The organism is Rubrobacter marinus, assembly GCF_011492965.1.
GTDB lineage: Bacteria > Actinomycetota > Rubrobacteria > Rubrobacterales > Rubrobacteraceae > Rubrobacter_F > Rubrobacter_F marinus.
The window spans coordinates 3892572-3907074 of sequence record NZ_CP045121.1 but is presented as its reverse complement, the minus strand read 5'-3'; the positions used below and the strand labels follow the sequence as shown (position 1 = coordinate 3907074).

At 70.8% G+C, this 14503-nt stretch carries 14 protein-coding genes; 4 read left to right on the top strand and 10 right to left on the bottom strand.

Annotated features, from left to right (window positions below):
• Positions 1–15: 15 nt before the first annotated feature.
• A complete protein-coding gene (locus tag GBA65_RS20050) occupies positions 16–990 on the bottom strand; it encodes a BKACE family enzyme (protein ID WP_166398053.1) in 975 nt (324 codons plus the stop codon).
• Positions 991–1666: 676 nt separating this feature from the next.
• On the opposite strand from GBA65_RS20050, the gene GBA65_RS20045 reads away from it, so the two are divergent.
• Together GBA65_RS20045 and nagA are read left to right on the top strand one after the other, a co-directional pair.
• On the top strand, positions 1667–2668 hold the full coding sequence (locus GBA65_RS20045) for an MFS transporter (protein WP_166398052.1): 1002 nt from the start codon (positions 1667–1669) through the stop codon (positions 2666–2668).
• A gap of 127 nt (positions 2669–2795) precedes the next feature.
• Positions 2796–3938 (top strand): N-acetylglucosamine-6-phosphate deacetylase, encoded by a 1143-nt coding sequence (gene nagA / locus GBA65_RS20040; RefSeq protein ID WP_166398051.1) that lies wholly within the window; start codon positions 2796–2798, stop codon positions 3936–3938.
• Here the strand turns inward: nagA and GBA65_RS20035 are convergent.
• Both GBA65_RS20035 and GBA65_RS20030 read right to left on the bottom strand, forming a co-directional pair.
• Positions 3935–4372, bottom strand: coding sequence for a universal stress protein (locus tag GBA65_RS20035; protein ID WP_166398050.1), 438 nt, complete (start codon positions 4370–4372; stop codon positions 3935–3937). The two genes, nagA and GBA65_RS20035, sit on opposite strands and share 4 nt — an antisense overlap.
• A complete protein-coding gene (locus tag GBA65_RS20030; protein ID WP_166398049.1) occupies positions 4372–5868 on the bottom strand; it encodes an amino acid permease in 1497 nt (498 codons plus the stop codon). Before GBA65_RS20030 ends, GBA65_RS20035 begins: the two co-directional genes overlap by 1 nt.
• A 185-nt stretch (positions 5869–6053) precedes the next feature.
• Here GBA65_RS20030 and GBA65_RS20025 point away from each other — a divergent pair, with 185 nt between their 5' ends.
• Positions 6054–6248: a DUF2795 domain-containing protein gene (locus GBA65_RS20025; protein WP_166398048.1), complete on the top strand. Its 195-nt coding sequence runs from the start codon at positions 6054–6056 to the stop codon at positions 6246–6248.
• A 657-nt stretch (positions 6249–6905) separates the two neighbouring features.
• Entirely contained in the window at positions 6906–7634 is a 729-nt protein-coding gene (locus GBA65_RS20020) for an endonuclease/exonuclease/phosphatase family protein (RefSeq protein ID WP_166398047.1), read from the top strand.
• A gap of 337 nt (positions 7635–7971) precedes the next feature.
• On the opposite strand, the gene GBA65_RS20015 is transcribed toward GBA65_RS20020, so the two are convergent.
• From GBA65_RS20015 to GBA65_RS23730, 7 genes are all read right to left on the bottom strand, one after another.
• Positions 7972–9411 carry an aldehyde dehydrogenase family protein gene (locus GBA65_RS20015; protein WP_207955970.1) on the bottom strand — a complete coding sequence of 480 codons (1440 nt, stop codon included), beginning with the start codon at positions 9409–9411 and terminating at the stop codon, positions 7972–7974.
• Positions 9412–9451: 40 nt separating this feature from the next.
• Complete coding sequence (locus GBA65_RS20010) at positions 9452–10180, bottom strand: SDR family oxidoreductase (RefSeq protein ID WP_166398046.1); 729 nt, start codon at positions 10178–10180, stop codon at positions 9452–9454.
• Positions 10181–10229: 49 nt separating this feature from the next.
• Positions 10230–11468 carry a glycosyltransferase gene (locus tag GBA65_RS20005; protein ID WP_207955969.1) on the bottom strand — a complete coding sequence of 413 codons (1239 nt, stop codon included), beginning with the start codon at positions 11466–11468 and terminating at the stop codon, positions 10230–10232.
• Positions 11453–12427 (bottom strand): glycosyltransferase, encoded by a 975-nt coding sequence (locus GBA65_RS20000; RefSeq protein WP_166398045.1) that lies wholly within the window; start codon positions 12425–12427, stop codon positions 11453–11455. Before GBA65_RS20000 ends, GBA65_RS20005 begins: the two co-directional genes overlap by 16 nt.
• A 4-nt stretch (positions 12428–12431) precedes the next feature.
• The gene (locus GBA65_RS19995; protein ID WP_166398044.1) at positions 12432–13421 is read right to left on the bottom strand and encodes a glycosyltransferase family 9 protein; all 990 of its coding nucleotides are present in this window, start codon (positions 13419–13421) and stop codon (positions 12432–12434) included.
• Positions 13415–14266 (bottom strand): glycosyltransferase family 9 protein, encoded by an 852-nt coding sequence (locus tag GBA65_RS19990; protein WP_207955968.1) that lies wholly within the window; start codon positions 14264–14266, stop codon positions 13415–13417. The genes GBA65_RS19995 and GBA65_RS19990 overlap by 7 nt, the downstream gene beginning before the upstream one ends.
• A gap of 83 nt (positions 14267–14349) precedes the next feature.
• Positions 14350–14493, bottom strand: coding sequence for a glycosyltransferase family 9 protein (locus GBA65_RS23730; RefSeq protein WP_207955967.1), 144 nt, complete (start codon positions 14491–14493; stop codon positions 14350–14352).
• Positions 14494–14503: the final 10 nt, after the last annotated feature.

Here is a 14503-nt window from a genome sequence, read left to right as displayed (position 1 = left end):
GCTCTATAGCGCATCTCAAACAGGCTCTGGTTTGCCCTTAGTGGGGATTGCCGTCCGGTCGCGCCCCTTCAGTCCCAGCATCTCGCGTACCTCTGCCGGCGTGGCGATCTCCAGCGAGAGCTCGCGCAGGATGCGGACGATCTTCTCCACCTGCTGGGCGTTGCTCTCGGCGAGCACCCCCTTGGCGAGGTAGATGCTGTCCTCCAGGCCCACGCGCACGTTGCCCCCGAGGATCGCGCCCATGGTCACGAGCCGAGTCTGGTGGCGTCCCGCCGCCAGCACCGACCAGACGTAGTCGTCGCCGAACAACCGGTCCGCGGTCCGCTTCATGTGCATGAGGTCCTCCGGGTCGGTCCCGATGCCGCCCAGGATGCCGAGCACCGATTGCACGAACAGCGGCGGCCGCACCAGCCCCTTGTCGAGAAAGTGCGCCAGGTTATAGAGGTGGTTGACGTCGTAGCACTCGAACTCGAAGCGGGTCCCATCGGCGCCCAGGTCCGAGACTATGGACTCGATGTCCTCGAAGGTGTTCTTGAAGATGAAGTCGCGCGTCATCCGCAGGTAGGCGGGCTCCCACTCGTGCCGGAAGTCGTCCATCCGGTCCAGCGCGGGGAAGAGGCCGAAGTTCATGCTGCCCATGTTCAGCGAACACAGCTCGGGCCGGAAGCGCCGGGCGGCCGCCGTGCGCTCCTCGAGCGTCATCCCGTGGCCGCCGCCGGTAGTGATGTTGATGACCGCGTCGGTGGACGCCTGGATCTCGGGCAGGAACCGAGCGAATACCTCCGGATCCGGCGTCGGCCGGCCGTCCTCCGGGTCGCGGGCGTGCAGGTGGAGGATCGCCGCGCCGGCCTCGGCGGCGCCGATCGCGCTCTCGGCGATCTGGTCCGGCCCGATCGGCAGATGAGGCGTCATCGACGGGACGTGGATCGCCCCCGTAACGGCGCAACTGACGATAACCTTGCCCGTACCGGCCGACGGCTTGCTGCTCATGAGGTCCTCCCGACTCCCCGTTCCCTCCGCGATTCTACCTGTCCCGCCTCCGGCAGCCAAGGCGAACGCCCTACGTAGACCGGGTTCTCCCCGAACCCTTTACGGGCCTCCGCGATCGAGGAGCACCCAGGTATCACCGTCGTTCGGCAAGGACGGAACCGTACCCGGAACGCCTGGGTGTTCTGGATCTCACGCGCCAGCGAGGACGCCACCTCCCGGCGCGCTCGGCATCTCGGAGAGGATCTACGCGCCAGATGCCGGTCGGCGGAACGGGAAGCTGTCCGCGAGGGCCGAGAGCCGGCGGCTTTTAGTTCTTTAAGACCCACGCGGGGCCCTGGAGCGCTCGTCTATACTGCCGCCGCCATGAGGAGCGGGAGCACAACCAAGGCGGGGGCAGGGCCTCCGGGGTCGCGGTCTGGTCCTGGGCGCTCTACGACTTCTCGAACACGATCTTCTCGATCAGCATCCTGAGCTTCTTCTTCCCGCTGTGGCTCGGGACGAGCTCGGGGCGGGGCAGGGATCGTGAACGCCGCCACGGCCGTCTCGGCGCTGCTCGTGGTCCTGACGGCTCCGGTGTTCGGGCCATGGCGGATCTCCGGCAGCGCCGCGTGCCGTACCTCGTCGTGCTGACCCTGGTCGCGGTCGCGTTGACGGCGGCGCTGGATCTGGCGGGGGCGTGCTCCTGGCGGTGGCGCTGTTCGTGGCGGCGGACGTCGCGTACCAGTCGGCGCTCGTCTTCTACAACGCCCTCCTGCCGGGGGTCGCCGCAGGAAGAGGGGCCGGGAAGGTCAGCGGCTACGGGACCGCCGCCGGGTACGTCGGCTCGATCCTCGCCCTCGTCGTCCTGACGCTCTTCGTTACGGAGGCCGTGCCCATCAGGGAGGCCCTGGGGTTCTTCGGCGGATGGATCGACACGGGCGGCGAGAGCAACTCCAACGCCTTCCTGCCGACGGCAGTCCTGTACCTCCTGTTCAGCCTGCCCGCCTTCCTCTTCGTCCCGGACCGGGCGGTTCGGGAGCCGCGGCCGGTGGGGCTTCGCGCGGCGTACCGGGACGTGGCGTCGACGATAAGGAACATGCGGGCCTACGGCGGGGTCGGGACGTTTATCGTCGCGACGTTCCTGTACACCGACGCCGCGAACACGGCGATCGCCAACATGGCGCTCTACGGGCGGGAGGTCTTCGGGATGGGGCAGGGCGAGATCCGCAACCTCCTCCTGTTCTCGACGGTCTTCGCGGTCGTCGGGAGCGTGGGCTCGGGGTACGCCTCCGACCGCGTCGGGCCGAAGAAGGCGCTCGTCGGGGTGCTGGTGGTCTGGATCGTGGCGATAGGGCTCGCGTCGATCGCCCTCGCGCCCTGGATGCTCATGCTCGCGGGCCCCCTGGTCGGGATAGCCCTGGGCGGGACGTGGACCGTCAGCCGGGTCATGCTCGTGGCGCTCGCCCCGCCGGAGAAGCTCGGCGAGTTCTTCGGGCTCTTCTCCCTGGCCGGCAAGCTCTCGGCGGTGATGGGCCCCGCGATCACGGCCGTCCTCCTCTGGGCCTTCGAGGACTTCGGCACGGGCGCCTACCGGATCGCCATAGGCTCCCTCGCCCTCGTCATGGCCCTGGGCCTCTTCGTCCTCCTGCGCGTCCCCGACGCCCGCTCGCAACCGAACGTCGAGGTGCCCGCGACGTAAGACCCTCTCGCCCGCCGGGCCCGCGACACCGCCCGTTCGCTACAATGCCTCCGATGCGAGAGCCCACGGACAGGGAAGACACCACGGCCGCGCGGTCGGCGCTCCGCCCGGCCGGGGAGATGCGGCGTTGAGGAACCTCGCGATCCGCGGACGGGTCGTCACGGACTACGAGGTCTGGGACGGGACCGTCCTCATCGAGGGGGGCAGCGTGAGGGGCGTCGAGCGCGCGGAGCCGGACGCCGACGAGGTCCACGAGTACCCGGAATGCCTCGTCCTGCCGGGCTTCGTGGACCTTCAGGTCAACGGCTCCTTCGGGGTGGACGTGGTGACGGGGCCAGATCGGCTGGGGGAGCTCTCCGAGGGGCTCGCCGCCACCGGGACGACGAGCTACCTTCCGACCGTGATCTCCTCGCCGAGGGAGCTCTACCGGGAGGTGCTCCCCGTCCTCGCGGAAGCGATGCGCGAAGTCCCCTCCGGCGCTGAGCCCCTGGGCCTCCACCTCGAGGGCCCGTTCATCAACCCGGAGAAGAGGCGGGCCCACCCTGTGGGGGGCGTCTCTCCGCCGGACCCGGACCTGCTCAACGAGCTTCTAGACCTCGGGCCGGTCAGGATGCTGACCCTCGCCCCGGAGCTCCGGGGGGCGGCGGAGCTCGCCGAGCTGGCGGGGCGTCGGGGCGCCGTGGTCTCGGCGGGGCACTCGGACGCGCACTTCGGCCTCGCCTACGGCTCGTTCGACCGGCGCGTCGCCGGCGTCACGCACCTGTTCAACGCCATGGGACCCATGCACCACCGGGAGCCGGGGCTCCCCGGCGCCGCGTTCGCGCACCCGCGCGCGATCTCGGGCCTCATCGCCGACGGGCGGCACGTGCATCCCCAGACCGTCGCCCTCGCCTTCCGCATGCTCGGCCCCGACCGCCTCTACCTCGTCACGGACGCCATAGCCGCCACGGGGATGGGGCCCGGCGAGTACCCGCTCGCCTCCCGCCGCACCTACCTCGACGCCGCGGAGGGGATACCCACCCTCAGCGACGGCACCATAGCCGGGAGCATCCTGACGATGGACGAGGCCTTCAGGAACGTCCTCGCCTGGACGGGCTGCACGATCCCCGAGGCCGCGCGCATGGCGAGCGCGACGGGCGCGCGGCTCGTCGGGGAGGGGTCGCGCAAGGGGCGGCTCGCGCCCGGCTACGACGCCGACGTCACCGTCCTCGACCCCGACAACCTCGCCGTCGTGGCCGTGTACAAGGGCGGGGCCAGGGTCTCCCCCTAGCCGCCCTCTCCGCGCACGACGAAGACCGGGCACGGGGCGTAGCGCACGACGCTCTCCGAGACGCTGCCGAGGACGGCCCTCCTCAGGGCCCCCAGGCCCCGGCTGCCGACGACCACGACGCCCGCGCCGACCTCCTCGGCGAGGTTGATGATCTCCTCCGCAGGGCGTCCCAGCCTGAGGTGGCCCTCCGCCACGGTCCCGCCGCCTTCCTCGATCCCCCTCAGCGCCCCGTCGAGGATCTCCCGGGCCCTCTGCCTCAGCTCGGCGGGCTCCTCCTCCGTGTAGGCGAAGTACGTCGGCAGGAACTCGCCGACGTGGACCACGTGGAGCTCCGAGCCCGTGCTGTTCGAGAGCTCGACCGCCGAGCGGGCGGCGAGGGACGCGTCCGGGGAGCCGTCGGTGGCGAGCAGTATCCTGGTCGGGAAGACGGCCATCAGCGCATCTCCCTCGCGGCCTCTTCGGCCGACAAGCCGCGGGCCAGGCGGCTCGCCCGGACGCTGTAGGCGAAGTAGATGATCACGCCCAGGAGCATCCACACGATAAATCGGATCCAGGTACCCCCCGTCAGGCTCAGCATGAGGTAGAGGCAGATCAGGATGGCCAGGATCGGGACGACCGGGACGAGCGGCGTCTTGAAGGAGCGCGGGAGGTCCGGCCGGGTGCGGCGCAGGATCATCACGCCGCCCGCGACGAGGACGAAGGCGAAGAGCGTCCCGATGCTCACCAGGTTCGCCAGCGAGGTCAGCGGGAAGAAGGCGGCCATGATCGCGACGACGATCCCCGTGAGGATGGTTATGCGGTAGGGGGTCCGAAAGCGCGGGTGGGAGCGGGCGAAGTAGCGGGGGAGGAGGTTGTCCCGGCTCATCGCGAAGGCGACCCGGCTCTGGCCGAGCATGAGGATCATGATCACCGAGGTGAGGCCGCAGATCGCGCCTATCGAGACCGCCCCGGCCGCGACGTTCAGGCCGATGGAGGAGAACGCGAGCGCCATCGGCGCCGGGTCGTTGAGGTCGGTGTAGGGGACGATGCCGGTCATGATCTGGGAGACGAGGATGTACAGGATGGTGCAGATCGCCAGCGAGCCCAGGATGCCGATGGGGAGGTCGCGCCTGGGGTTGCGCGCCTCCTCGGCGGTCGTCGCCACGACGTCGAAGCCGATGTAGGCGAAGAAGACGACCGCCGCGCCCGTGATGATCCCCGAGAACCCGAACGTCGTCTGCTCGATGCCCAGGATGGATTGCAAGAGCGGCGCCTCGAAGAACGAGCCGCCCCCCTCGGGCGGGGCCGCCGGCGGGATGAACGGCGTCAGGTTGTCCGCCTGAACGTAGAAGATGCCGAGCCCGATAAAGAAGACCACGACCGAGAGCTTGATGATCGTGACGACGAGGTTGAAGCCCGAGCTCAGACGGATGCCGACGACCAGGATCACGGTGAGGAGCAGCGCGATGATCGCCGCCGGCAGGTTCATCAGACCCTCCTCGGCGCTGGTGATCGCGGTGGGCAGCGAGACGCCGAAGAAGCTGCTGAGAATCTGGGAGAAGTACCCCGACCAGCCGACGGAGACGGTGGCCGCGCCGACGGTGAACTCCAGGATCAAGTCCCACCCGATAATCCAGGCGACAAACTCGCCGATGGAGGCGTAGGAGAACGTGTACGCGCTCCCCGCCACCGGCACGGTCGAGGCGAACTCCGCGTAGCACAGGGCCGCGAGGGCGCAGGCGATGCCCGCGACCACGAACGAGAGCGAGACGGCCGGCCCGGTGTACGTGGCCGCCGCGACCCCGGTCAGGACGAAGATGCCCGTCCCGATGATGACCCCGATGCCGAAGACTATGAGGTCTATCGGACCGAGCGCCTTCCTGAGCTGGAACTCCGGCTCCTCCGTGTCGCGGATGGACTGCTCGATCGACTTGGTGCGCATTATTCCCATAGAACTCCGATCGCTCGACCTTCGTGCACGCCGTCACGGGCCGTGTAGTTGTCCGCCTCTCCCGCAGGTGAGGGGCATTCTATGGGATACCCCACACGCCCGCCAGAGCCCGGATCGGGGCCCCTCCGACCCGGGCATAACCGCCCCGTCACGCGCGAGCGAGCACCGGAAGGAGCCGTAGACCCATGGCCCAGGTGAACCCGATACAAGCACAGAAGTTCCTGAGCGGCGTGAACTACCCGGCGAGCAAGGACGAGATCGTCCAGACCGCCGAACAGCAGGGCGCCGACGACGACATCCTCTCCGTCCTCCGCCAGATCCCGGACCGCCAGTACGACGGACCGAACGCCGTCTCCCACGAGATCAGCGAGGCGCAGTAAGGGAGACGGGCCCGCGAGATCGAGGTAGGAAGGGTGCCGGTCGGTGGGCCTGGCCCCTTTCCTACCAGCGACGCCCTGATCCCTCCGCGAGCCCTCGACAACCCCTACCCGGGTACCTGCTCGCGGTCGAGCCGTTCGCGCGGATCGTAGCGCTGCCCTCCTCGACCGAGTACTCATCCCCTGGCTCGCGCTTGATGATGGCGTGAGGGCGTAAGACACGGAAGACGTTATTACCCCGAAGCGTCGACGCTCGTCGGGCCGCCGAAGCCAGCATACTCGCCCTGCGACTTCCGATGGATCTGTGTGGCGGTTTTCGGCCTACCAGAATTCGCGAACGAGGCGGTGCCCATGCGCAAGCCCTTGAAGGTTCGAGGACTGCGAGCCCGACCACGGCTGCGGGCGTACTTCGATCTCGGGGATGCTCCGGCGGATTGGGCGAGCGGCGTGGAGACCGTGCGCTCCGAAAGTTAACCCGCCTTTTACGCGGCGGAAACCTGCGGCGAAGGCGTCGGTGCTAGCCTGCTCCCCTGGAGCCCTGGAGGGGGTACCGACGCCGAGGAGTGGTACTCCGGCGCGATGTCCGAAGACTACTCCTCTTCATTCTTCCGGCGGCTCGGAGGCTGCCCCGAAGGCGACGATGCCGCGAAAGGAAGACGAATGAGAAGCGCGTTCAAGCTCCCGTGGATGGTGGTGTTCCTGGCCTCGCTCGTGGCCGTGATGGCGATCTCGCTCGCCGGAGGGGAGTCCCTGGCCCAGGAGAACGGGCCGCGGGCAAAGGATAGAGAGTTCCGGGTCATGACCTACAACATCCATCACGGCGCGGGCGCGGACGGCAGGCTCGACCTGTCCCGGACGGCCGGCGTGATCCGGGCCTCCGGCGCCGAGGTCGTCGGGCTCCAGGAGGTCGACAAGCACTGGTCCTCGCGCAGCGACTTCCGGGACCAGGCGAGAGAGCTGGCCGACGAGCTCGGGATGCACTTCGCCTACGGCGCCAACCTCGACCTGGAGACGGCCCGGCCCGACGGGCCCCGGCGCCAGTACGGGACGGCGATCCTCTCGCAGTACCCGATCCTCGACAGCGAGAACACCCTCCTGCCGAGCCCCGAGGAGCAGCGGGGGGTTCTGGAGGCCCTGATCAACGTGCGCGGGGTCCCGCTGCACGTCTACGACACCCACCTGGAGAACGACAGCGGCGGCAAGGACGAGAGCTCGACCCGGGCCGCGCAGATCGCCGGCGTCCTGGAGAGGACGCAGGACGACGACGGGGAACCGGCCGTGATCCTGGGCGACTTCAACGCCGTCCCCGACGAGGAGGAGATGTCCCCATGTACGCGCGCTACACGGACGCCTGGCTCGCCGGCGGCGAGGGACCGGGCTACACGATAGGCGTCAGGAACCCCACCCGCCGCATCGACTACGTCTTCGTCTCCCCGGGATAGGGGTGAACGGCGCCGACGTGCCCCGGACCCTGGCCTCCGACCATCTCCCGGTCGTCGCCGACCTGTCCCTCCCCGGCGAAGCCGTCGGCGGCCTCGCCCCCTGACGCGCCGCGGGTGAGGTAAAGGAGCGTCGCCTAAGAACGAACTCTACGTCTTCTCCACCCTGGCGCGGACGTGGAGTCCGGTCCGGCAGGGCGCGCTCCGGTTCAGCCAAGTCCGGAGCGGGGCCGAGGCGCGGTACGCGAGCCTCGGCCCCGCTCCGACGAGACCCCGAGACGGTGCCGCTACGCGTTTCGGGGCGGGGCGGTGTGGTGGACGACCTTGGTGGTCGTGACCTCGTCGAGCAGCTCCGGGCCGTAGCCGAAGCCGAGGCCGCTCGCCTTCTTGGGCGAGGCCGCGCCGCCGGGGGCGCCGCCGAAGACCGCGTTGATCTTGACGGTCCCTGCCCTGAGCTCCCGCCAGGCCCTCTGCGCGTTCGCGCCGTCGGGGGTGAGCACCGCCGCGGCGAGGCCGTAGACAGTCTCGTTCGCCTTCTCCAGCGCCTCGTCGAAGGATCGGACGACCTCGACGGCGGCGACCGGCCCGAAGGTCTCCTCGTCGACCACCGACATGCCGGCGCGCACGCCCGTGAGAACCGTCGGCGGGTAGAAGGAGCCGGGACCGTCCGGGAGCTCGCCGCCGGAGAGGAGCGTGGCTCCGGCCTCCACCGCCTCCGTAACGTGGCGGTGGATCAACCCGCGCTGGCCCTCGTCGACGATGGGGCCCATCTCCGAGTCGGGGTCGAACCCGTCGCCGACGCGCAGGGTTTCGGCGCGGGCGGTGAGGTTCTTCAGAAATTCTTCGGCGACCTCCTCGTGGACGTAGATGCGCTCTACCGACGTGCAGATCTGGCCGGCGTTCGCGAAGCAGCCCACTGCGGCCTCGCCGGCGGCCCACGCGGGCTCCACCCCGCGGTCCACGATCATCGGGTCCTTGCCGCCGAGTTCGACGACGGCCTTCTTGAGCCCCTGGCCGGCGATCCCCAGGATCTCGCGCCCTACGGGCACGGACCCGGTGAAGAGCACGAGGTCCACGTCCTCGTGGGCGACGAGCGGACGCCCCACCCTCTCGTCGCCCAGCAGCAGGTTCAGGACGCCCGCGGGCAGCCCGTCGAACATCGTCGCGAGCCAGACGGCGGAGAGCGGCGTCTTCTCCGAGGGCTTGTAGACGACGGTGTTGCCGGTGACGAGCGCGGCCCCTATGTAGCCGCAGGCGATGGCGATGGGATCGTTCCACGGGACGACGACCGCCGCGACCCCGTGCGGCTCGTGCACCATCATGTCCGCGGCCTCGTAGTTGCCGTTGAGGCTCTGCCCCCGGTGCAGGGGGCCCAGCTCGGCGTACTGCTCCAGCGTCCCGATGCCGGCCTCGACCCCGCCGAGGGCGTCGTCCACCGTCTTGCCCATCTCCAGGGTGACGAGCTCCGCGATCTCCCTGGCGTGCCCGCGCATCTTGCGGGCGGCCTCCTTGACGAGCACGGCCCTCTCGGCGGCGGGCGTGCGCGACCAGACCGGCAGCGCCGCGCGGGCGGCGGCGACGGCGCGGGCGGCGTCCTCCTCCGTCCCGACCGGGATGGAGCCGATCTGGTCCCCGTTCGACGGGTTGGTTACCGGTATCCCCTCGTCGCCCGTCGAGGGTACCTTCTCGCCCCCGATGAGGTGCGAGGTGGTCTCTTTTATCTGCACGTCTTCACGGCTCCTTCTTCTGGATCCACCAACAACCGCTCTACGGGTACGAGGTCTCCGTCATCGGGGTGACTACAAGCTCGTGGATGACGGAGTCGAGGGGCTGGGAGAGCATGAACAGGATGCTCTTCGCGACGGTCTCGGGGGGCTGGAGGTTCTCCGGCGGGGGCGGCGGGTCGAGGGCGGCGAAGAAGTTGGTGCGCATCCCGCCCGGCACCACGGCCATCGCCCTGACGCCGTGCCCTCGCCCCTCGGAGTGCAAGACCTGGGTGAGGCCGAGGAGGCCGTGCTTGGAGGAGGCGTAGGCGGCGGCGTTCTCCCACCCCTTTTTGGCGGCAGTGGAGGCGACGTTCAGGATCTGGCCGGAGCCGCGCTCCATCATCCCGGGCATGACGTGCTTCGCCAGAAGCCACGGGGCCCTGAGGTTCACGTTGACGACGGTGTCCCACTCCTCCAGCGTGAGCTCGGACGCGCTCCTGATGAAGTCGAGGCCCGCGGAGTTGACGAGGATGTCTATCCGGCCCTCCGTCGCCAGCACGTCCTCCACGCCCCCCTCGATGGAGCCCGCGTCCGCGAGGTCCATGTACAGCGCCCGCCCCCCGCAGGCCTCGGCCACCTCGCCCGCGGCCTCCTTGTTCAGGTCGGCGAGGACCACCCGCGCGCCGTTCTCGGCGAGCATGCGGGCCGTCACCGCCCCAAGCCCGCTCCCCGCCCCCGTAACGAGGGCTACCCCTCCCGCGAAGTTACCGCCCGTCGTGCCTTGCTGCATGAGATCTCCTTCTACTCGTCCAGATGCTTTCTGAGGGTACTTTTTCCGGTCAGCGCGCCGTCTGCGCCGCGCCGGAGGTGGCCCCGGCGGCCTCCGAGAACGCGGCCTCGGCCCCCACGGCGACGCGCTCCCAGGTGAAACATTCCTCGACCCTCCGCCGGGCGGCCCGGCCCATGCGCTCCAGCAGGGGGGCGTCGGGGAGGAGGCGCGCGAGGCGCCCGGCGAGCGCCCCCGGGTCCTTCGGCGGGACGAGAAGACCCGTCTCGCCGTCGGCGACGCTCCACTTTATGCCGCCGACCCGGGAGCCCACGACCGGCGTGGCGCAGGCCATCGCCTCGAGCGGGGTCATCCCGAACGGCTCGTAGTGGGGCACCGAGACCGCGACGTCGGCCGCGCCGTAGTAGCCCCTGAGCTCGCCCTGCGGCCGGCTCCCGACGAAAGTCACCCTCTCCAGGACGCCCAGAGCAGCCGCGAGGTCCGAGAGCCGCGCGGCCTCGGGGGAGGGGCCGGGGCCCGGCTCGCCGCCGACGACCACGAGGCGGGCGCCGAGGTCGGGGGGCAGGAGGGCGAACGCCCGGATCAGGGCGTCCACCCCCTTCCTCGGGACGATCCTCCCGACGTAGACGACCGTGGGAACGTCGGGGAGGCCCAGAGCCTGTCGCGCCGCCCGGCGATCGACGGGCCGGAAGGTCTCGCCGTCCACGCCGCACGGGACGAGCGAGAGCCGTGCGGGATCCGCACCATAAAGGGTGGTGAGCTCCTCGACCTCCGCCGGGCAGGTAGCGAGGATCCGGTCCGCCTCCTCCACGATCCTCATCTCCGCCGCCTTCCGCTCGGGCGGTGAGGTGTCGGCGTCGCCCTGCTCGCGCTTCTTGACCTCGCCGAGGGCGTGGAAGGTCTGCGCGAAAGGAAGCCCGAGGTCCCGCCGGGCCTCGCACGCCACCCAGCCGCTCATCCAGAAGTTCGCGTGCACCAGGTCGTAGCCCGCGTCCTCGTCGGCGGCGAACCGGTAGAACGCGTTCCGGAACTCGGGCATGAACCCGAAGATCTCGTCTTTCGGCACCGCCCTCGCGGGCCCGGCCGAAACGTTCACGACCCTCACGCCTTCGGAGAAGGGGACGACCTCGGGCAGCCCCTCGTCGTCGCGGCGGGTGAACACGTCGACGGGGTGGCCCATCGCCCCGAGGCGCCGCGCGAGCTCGGCGACGTAGACGTTCTGGCCGCCGGAGTCCTCGCCGCCCAGGGTGGCGAGGGGGCTCGCGTGCTCGCTTATCATCGCGAGGCGCACGGCACCTCCTCCCTGAGGGCCACGGCTTCGCGGAAGGCGGCCTCCCAGTCCGTCGCGAAGCGCCGCAGCCCGAAGCGCTTCCCGATCGTCCTGCGCCCGGCCTCCCCGAGACGCCGCGCCTCCCCCGGGTCGTCGAGGAGGTCGCGCATGCGTCCCATGAGGTAGCCGACGTCCGTCCCTATAAAGCCGTTCTCCCCGTCCTTTATGACCGAGACGAGCTCGGTGGTGGCGAGGGCGACGACGGGGAGGCCGATCTCCATCGCCTCGAGGACGGAGAGGGGGAGGCTGGTGTAGCGGATGGGGTTGAAGTAGAAGCGGTAGGCCTTCATCTTCTCGTGGACCTCGGCCTGGGGGAGGTCGCCGAAGCCCCCCACCTCCAGGCTGTTGAAGCCGAAGAGGTCGAGCGGCACCCCCTCCCGCGCCCTCAGGAACACGTCGCCGCCCACGACGCGCCTCCTGCGCGGCAGGTCGTTCACGAGGGAGACGCCCTTCTCCAGGGTGCCGGCGTAGCCGCCCTCCGTGGGGACGACGGCGTGGTCGATGACGCGGGTCGGGGTGCTCCGTGAGTCCCAGAACAGGTCGTTGAAGTGGGTGACGTGGACGAGGAGGACGCCGGGATCGTCCACGGGGTGGACCATGTCGTTGATCCTGCCCTGCGGCGTGTTGTGCTCCAGAAAGATCGCCGGCAGCGCCCGCTGCTCTGCGGTGAGGATCTCCCGCGCGTCCTCGCGGAGGTTCTTCTCGCTCTGGTAGACGATGAGATCGAGATCGAGGTCGCGCACCTCCCCGGCGGGCACGTCCACCGTCTCGTCGGACCACGGGAAGGTCGGGCCCCTGCCGCCGTAGCCCTCTGGCTTGTCCCTTTTCGTCGGGAGGTAGAAGCGGTGCGGGCCGCCGGCGAAGCTCCGCACCAGCGTGTTCAGGTAGGAGCCGTGGATCTGCCAGACGAGCACGTTCACGGCCTCACACCCCCACCCTCTGTTCGCGAGGAGCGAGCCGCCCCGCCGCCTCCAGCACCGCCTCCGCCCGCACCTCGGAGATGGGGTCCTCGAGGAGCACGGCGTGGCGCTCCCTCTCCAGCGGCCCCCAGCGGCCCACGTCCGTCGACGGCCCGAAGACCGTGACGCTCGGCGTCCCCAGGGCGTACGCGAGGTGCGCGGGGCCGGTGTCGTTGGAGACCAGGAGGTCCGCCCGCGAGACGAGCCCGATCAGGGCCGGGAGGTCCGTCTTCCCGGAGAGGTCGACGGCGCCGGGGGCGAGATCGCAGACCCGTCGCGAGATCTCGCGCTCGCCCTCCGAGCCGGTGACGGCGACGGCGTAACCCTCCCGGACCAGGCCGCGCGCCACCAGAGCGAAACCCTCGGCGGGCCACCGCTTCTCCGGCACGGAGGCGCCGGGATGGAGGAGGGCCAGCGGCTCCCCGAACCCCCGCCCGAGCAGCTCGCCCGCGCGCCGGCGGTCCTCTTCCCGGACGCGCAGGCGGGGGATCTCGCCGTCGGAGAGCCCCCCCGCCGCCTCGACCAGGAGGAGGAGCTTGCGCGCCTCGTGCTCCTCGGCGTCCCAGGGGACGGAGACGTCCAGCGCCGGGTACTCGCCCCCGCCGCCCACGAAGCCGGCCGTGCGGCGGGCGCCGAAGGAGGCGACGAGGCGGGTGGACTCGGGGCCGCGGCCGTGCAGGTTCACGGCGAGGTCGAAGTCCTGCCCCCGCATCTCGCGGACGAGCTCCGCCAGCGCGGCCTCGTCGTCCCCGCCGTCGAGGCCGGGGGCGCCGGGGTAGGGGACGAAGCGGTCGATCTCCGGCGCGAGGTGGGGGGCGAGGGCCACGGCCCAGGGGAGTCCGACGAGCGAGATCTCGGCCTTCGGGTGCCCGCGCCGGAGCGCCCGCAGCGCCGGCGTGGACGCGACGAGGTCGCCGAGGTAGAGCCCGCGGAAGACGGCGATCCTCCCTACCACGCCGCCCCCGCCCTCCGGGGAGCCCCGTTCCCGCGCGCCGCGCCCTCCGCGAGCAGTTCCAGGGCGGCGCCGGTCACGGTCGCGGGCGCGATGCCCGTGAGGCACTCGTGGCCGATGGGGCAGACGCGCTTGTAGCATGGCGCGCACGGGACGGGGTGGGTGAGTAGACGGTTCGGCGTGCGCCACGGCCCCCACTGCTCCGGCGGGTTCGTCCCCGCGAAGACGGTGACGACCGGCGTCCCGAGCGCCGACGCCACGTGCGTCGCCCCCGTGTTGTTCGTCACCACCGCGTCCGCGCGCCCGACGAGCGCCGCGAACGCCCCGAGGCCCGTCTCCCCGCCGAGCGGTGCCCCGGCCGAGCCGGCGACCCTCCGGGCGAGGTCCTCCTCGCCGGGTCCCCCCGTGACGATCACCGGCAGCCCGGTCGTCGAGGAGAGCTCCTCGACGACGAGCGCGTAGCGTTCGGCGGGGTAGGTCCTGGAGGAGGCGCTGGACCCAGGATGCACCAGCACGAAGCGCTCCGCCCCGAGGCGCCCGAGGATCTCCGCGGCCTCGTCCTCGTCCTCGGGGCGCGGCTCCAGCACCATCTGCGGCTCGACCGCCGGGAAGCCCAAAGCCCCCGTGAGCTCCAGGCCGCGCAGGGACTCGTGCCGGGGTGGCACGGTCTCCGCGTACCGGTGGCGGTGCGTCAGGAGCGAGCCCGGGCCCTCGAACGACCCGGCGGTGCGCAGCGGGATGCCGGCGAGGTAGCAGAGGTAGGCCGCCGGCAGCGCCGACTGCTTGTAGGAGGTGAAGATCACCGCCGCGTCGAAGCCGCCCTCGCGCAAGGCCTCCATCGCCGCCATCTCGCGCCCAGGGTCCTGGGGGAGCTCGAAGTAGACGTCCTCGTTGGGGGCGCGGTAGAGGATCGTCTCGTCGACGTCCGGGTTCAGGCGTCCGACCGCGCACCCCGCCGGCCCGCCATGAGCGCGAGGTGCGCGCCCGGCAGGGCCCGCCTGATGGCCCTGAACGCCGGGGTCGTCAGCAGCACGTCCCCCATGTTGTCCAGCCGGACGAGCAGGACGCGCCGCAAGTCCGCCGCC

Excerpts from the sequence above, each read along its gene's own strand:
- GBA65_RS20050 (WP_166398053.1), bottom strand. The coding sequence starts at position 990 with ATGAGCAGCAAGCCGTCGGCCGGTACGGGCAAGGTTATCGTCAGTTGC.
- GBA65_RS20035 (WP_166398050.1), bottom strand. The coding sequence starts at position 4,372 with ATGGCCGTCTTCCCGACCAGGATACTGCTCGCCACCGACGGCTCCCCG.
- GBA65_RS20030 (WP_166398049.1), bottom strand. The coding sequence starts at position 5,868 with ATGGGAATAATGCGCACCAAGTCGATCGAGCAGTCCATCCGCGACACG.
- GBA65_RS20025 (WP_166398048.1), top strand. The coding sequence starts at position 6,054 with ATGGCCCAGGTGAACCCGATACAAGCACAGAAGTTCCTGAGCGGCGTG.
- GBA65_RS20020 (WP_166398047.1), top strand. The coding sequence starts at position 6,906 with ATGAGAAGCGCGTTCAAGCTCCCGTGGATGGTGGTGTTCCTGGCCTCG.
- GBA65_RS20010 (WP_166398046.1), bottom strand. The coding sequence starts at position 10,180 with ATGCAGCAAGGCACGACGGGCGGTAACTTCGCGGGAGGGGTAGCCCTC.
- GBA65_RS19990 (WP_207955968.1), bottom strand. The coding sequence starts at position 14,266 with ATGGCGGCGATGGAGGCCTTGCGCGAGGGCGGCTTCGACGCGGCGGTG.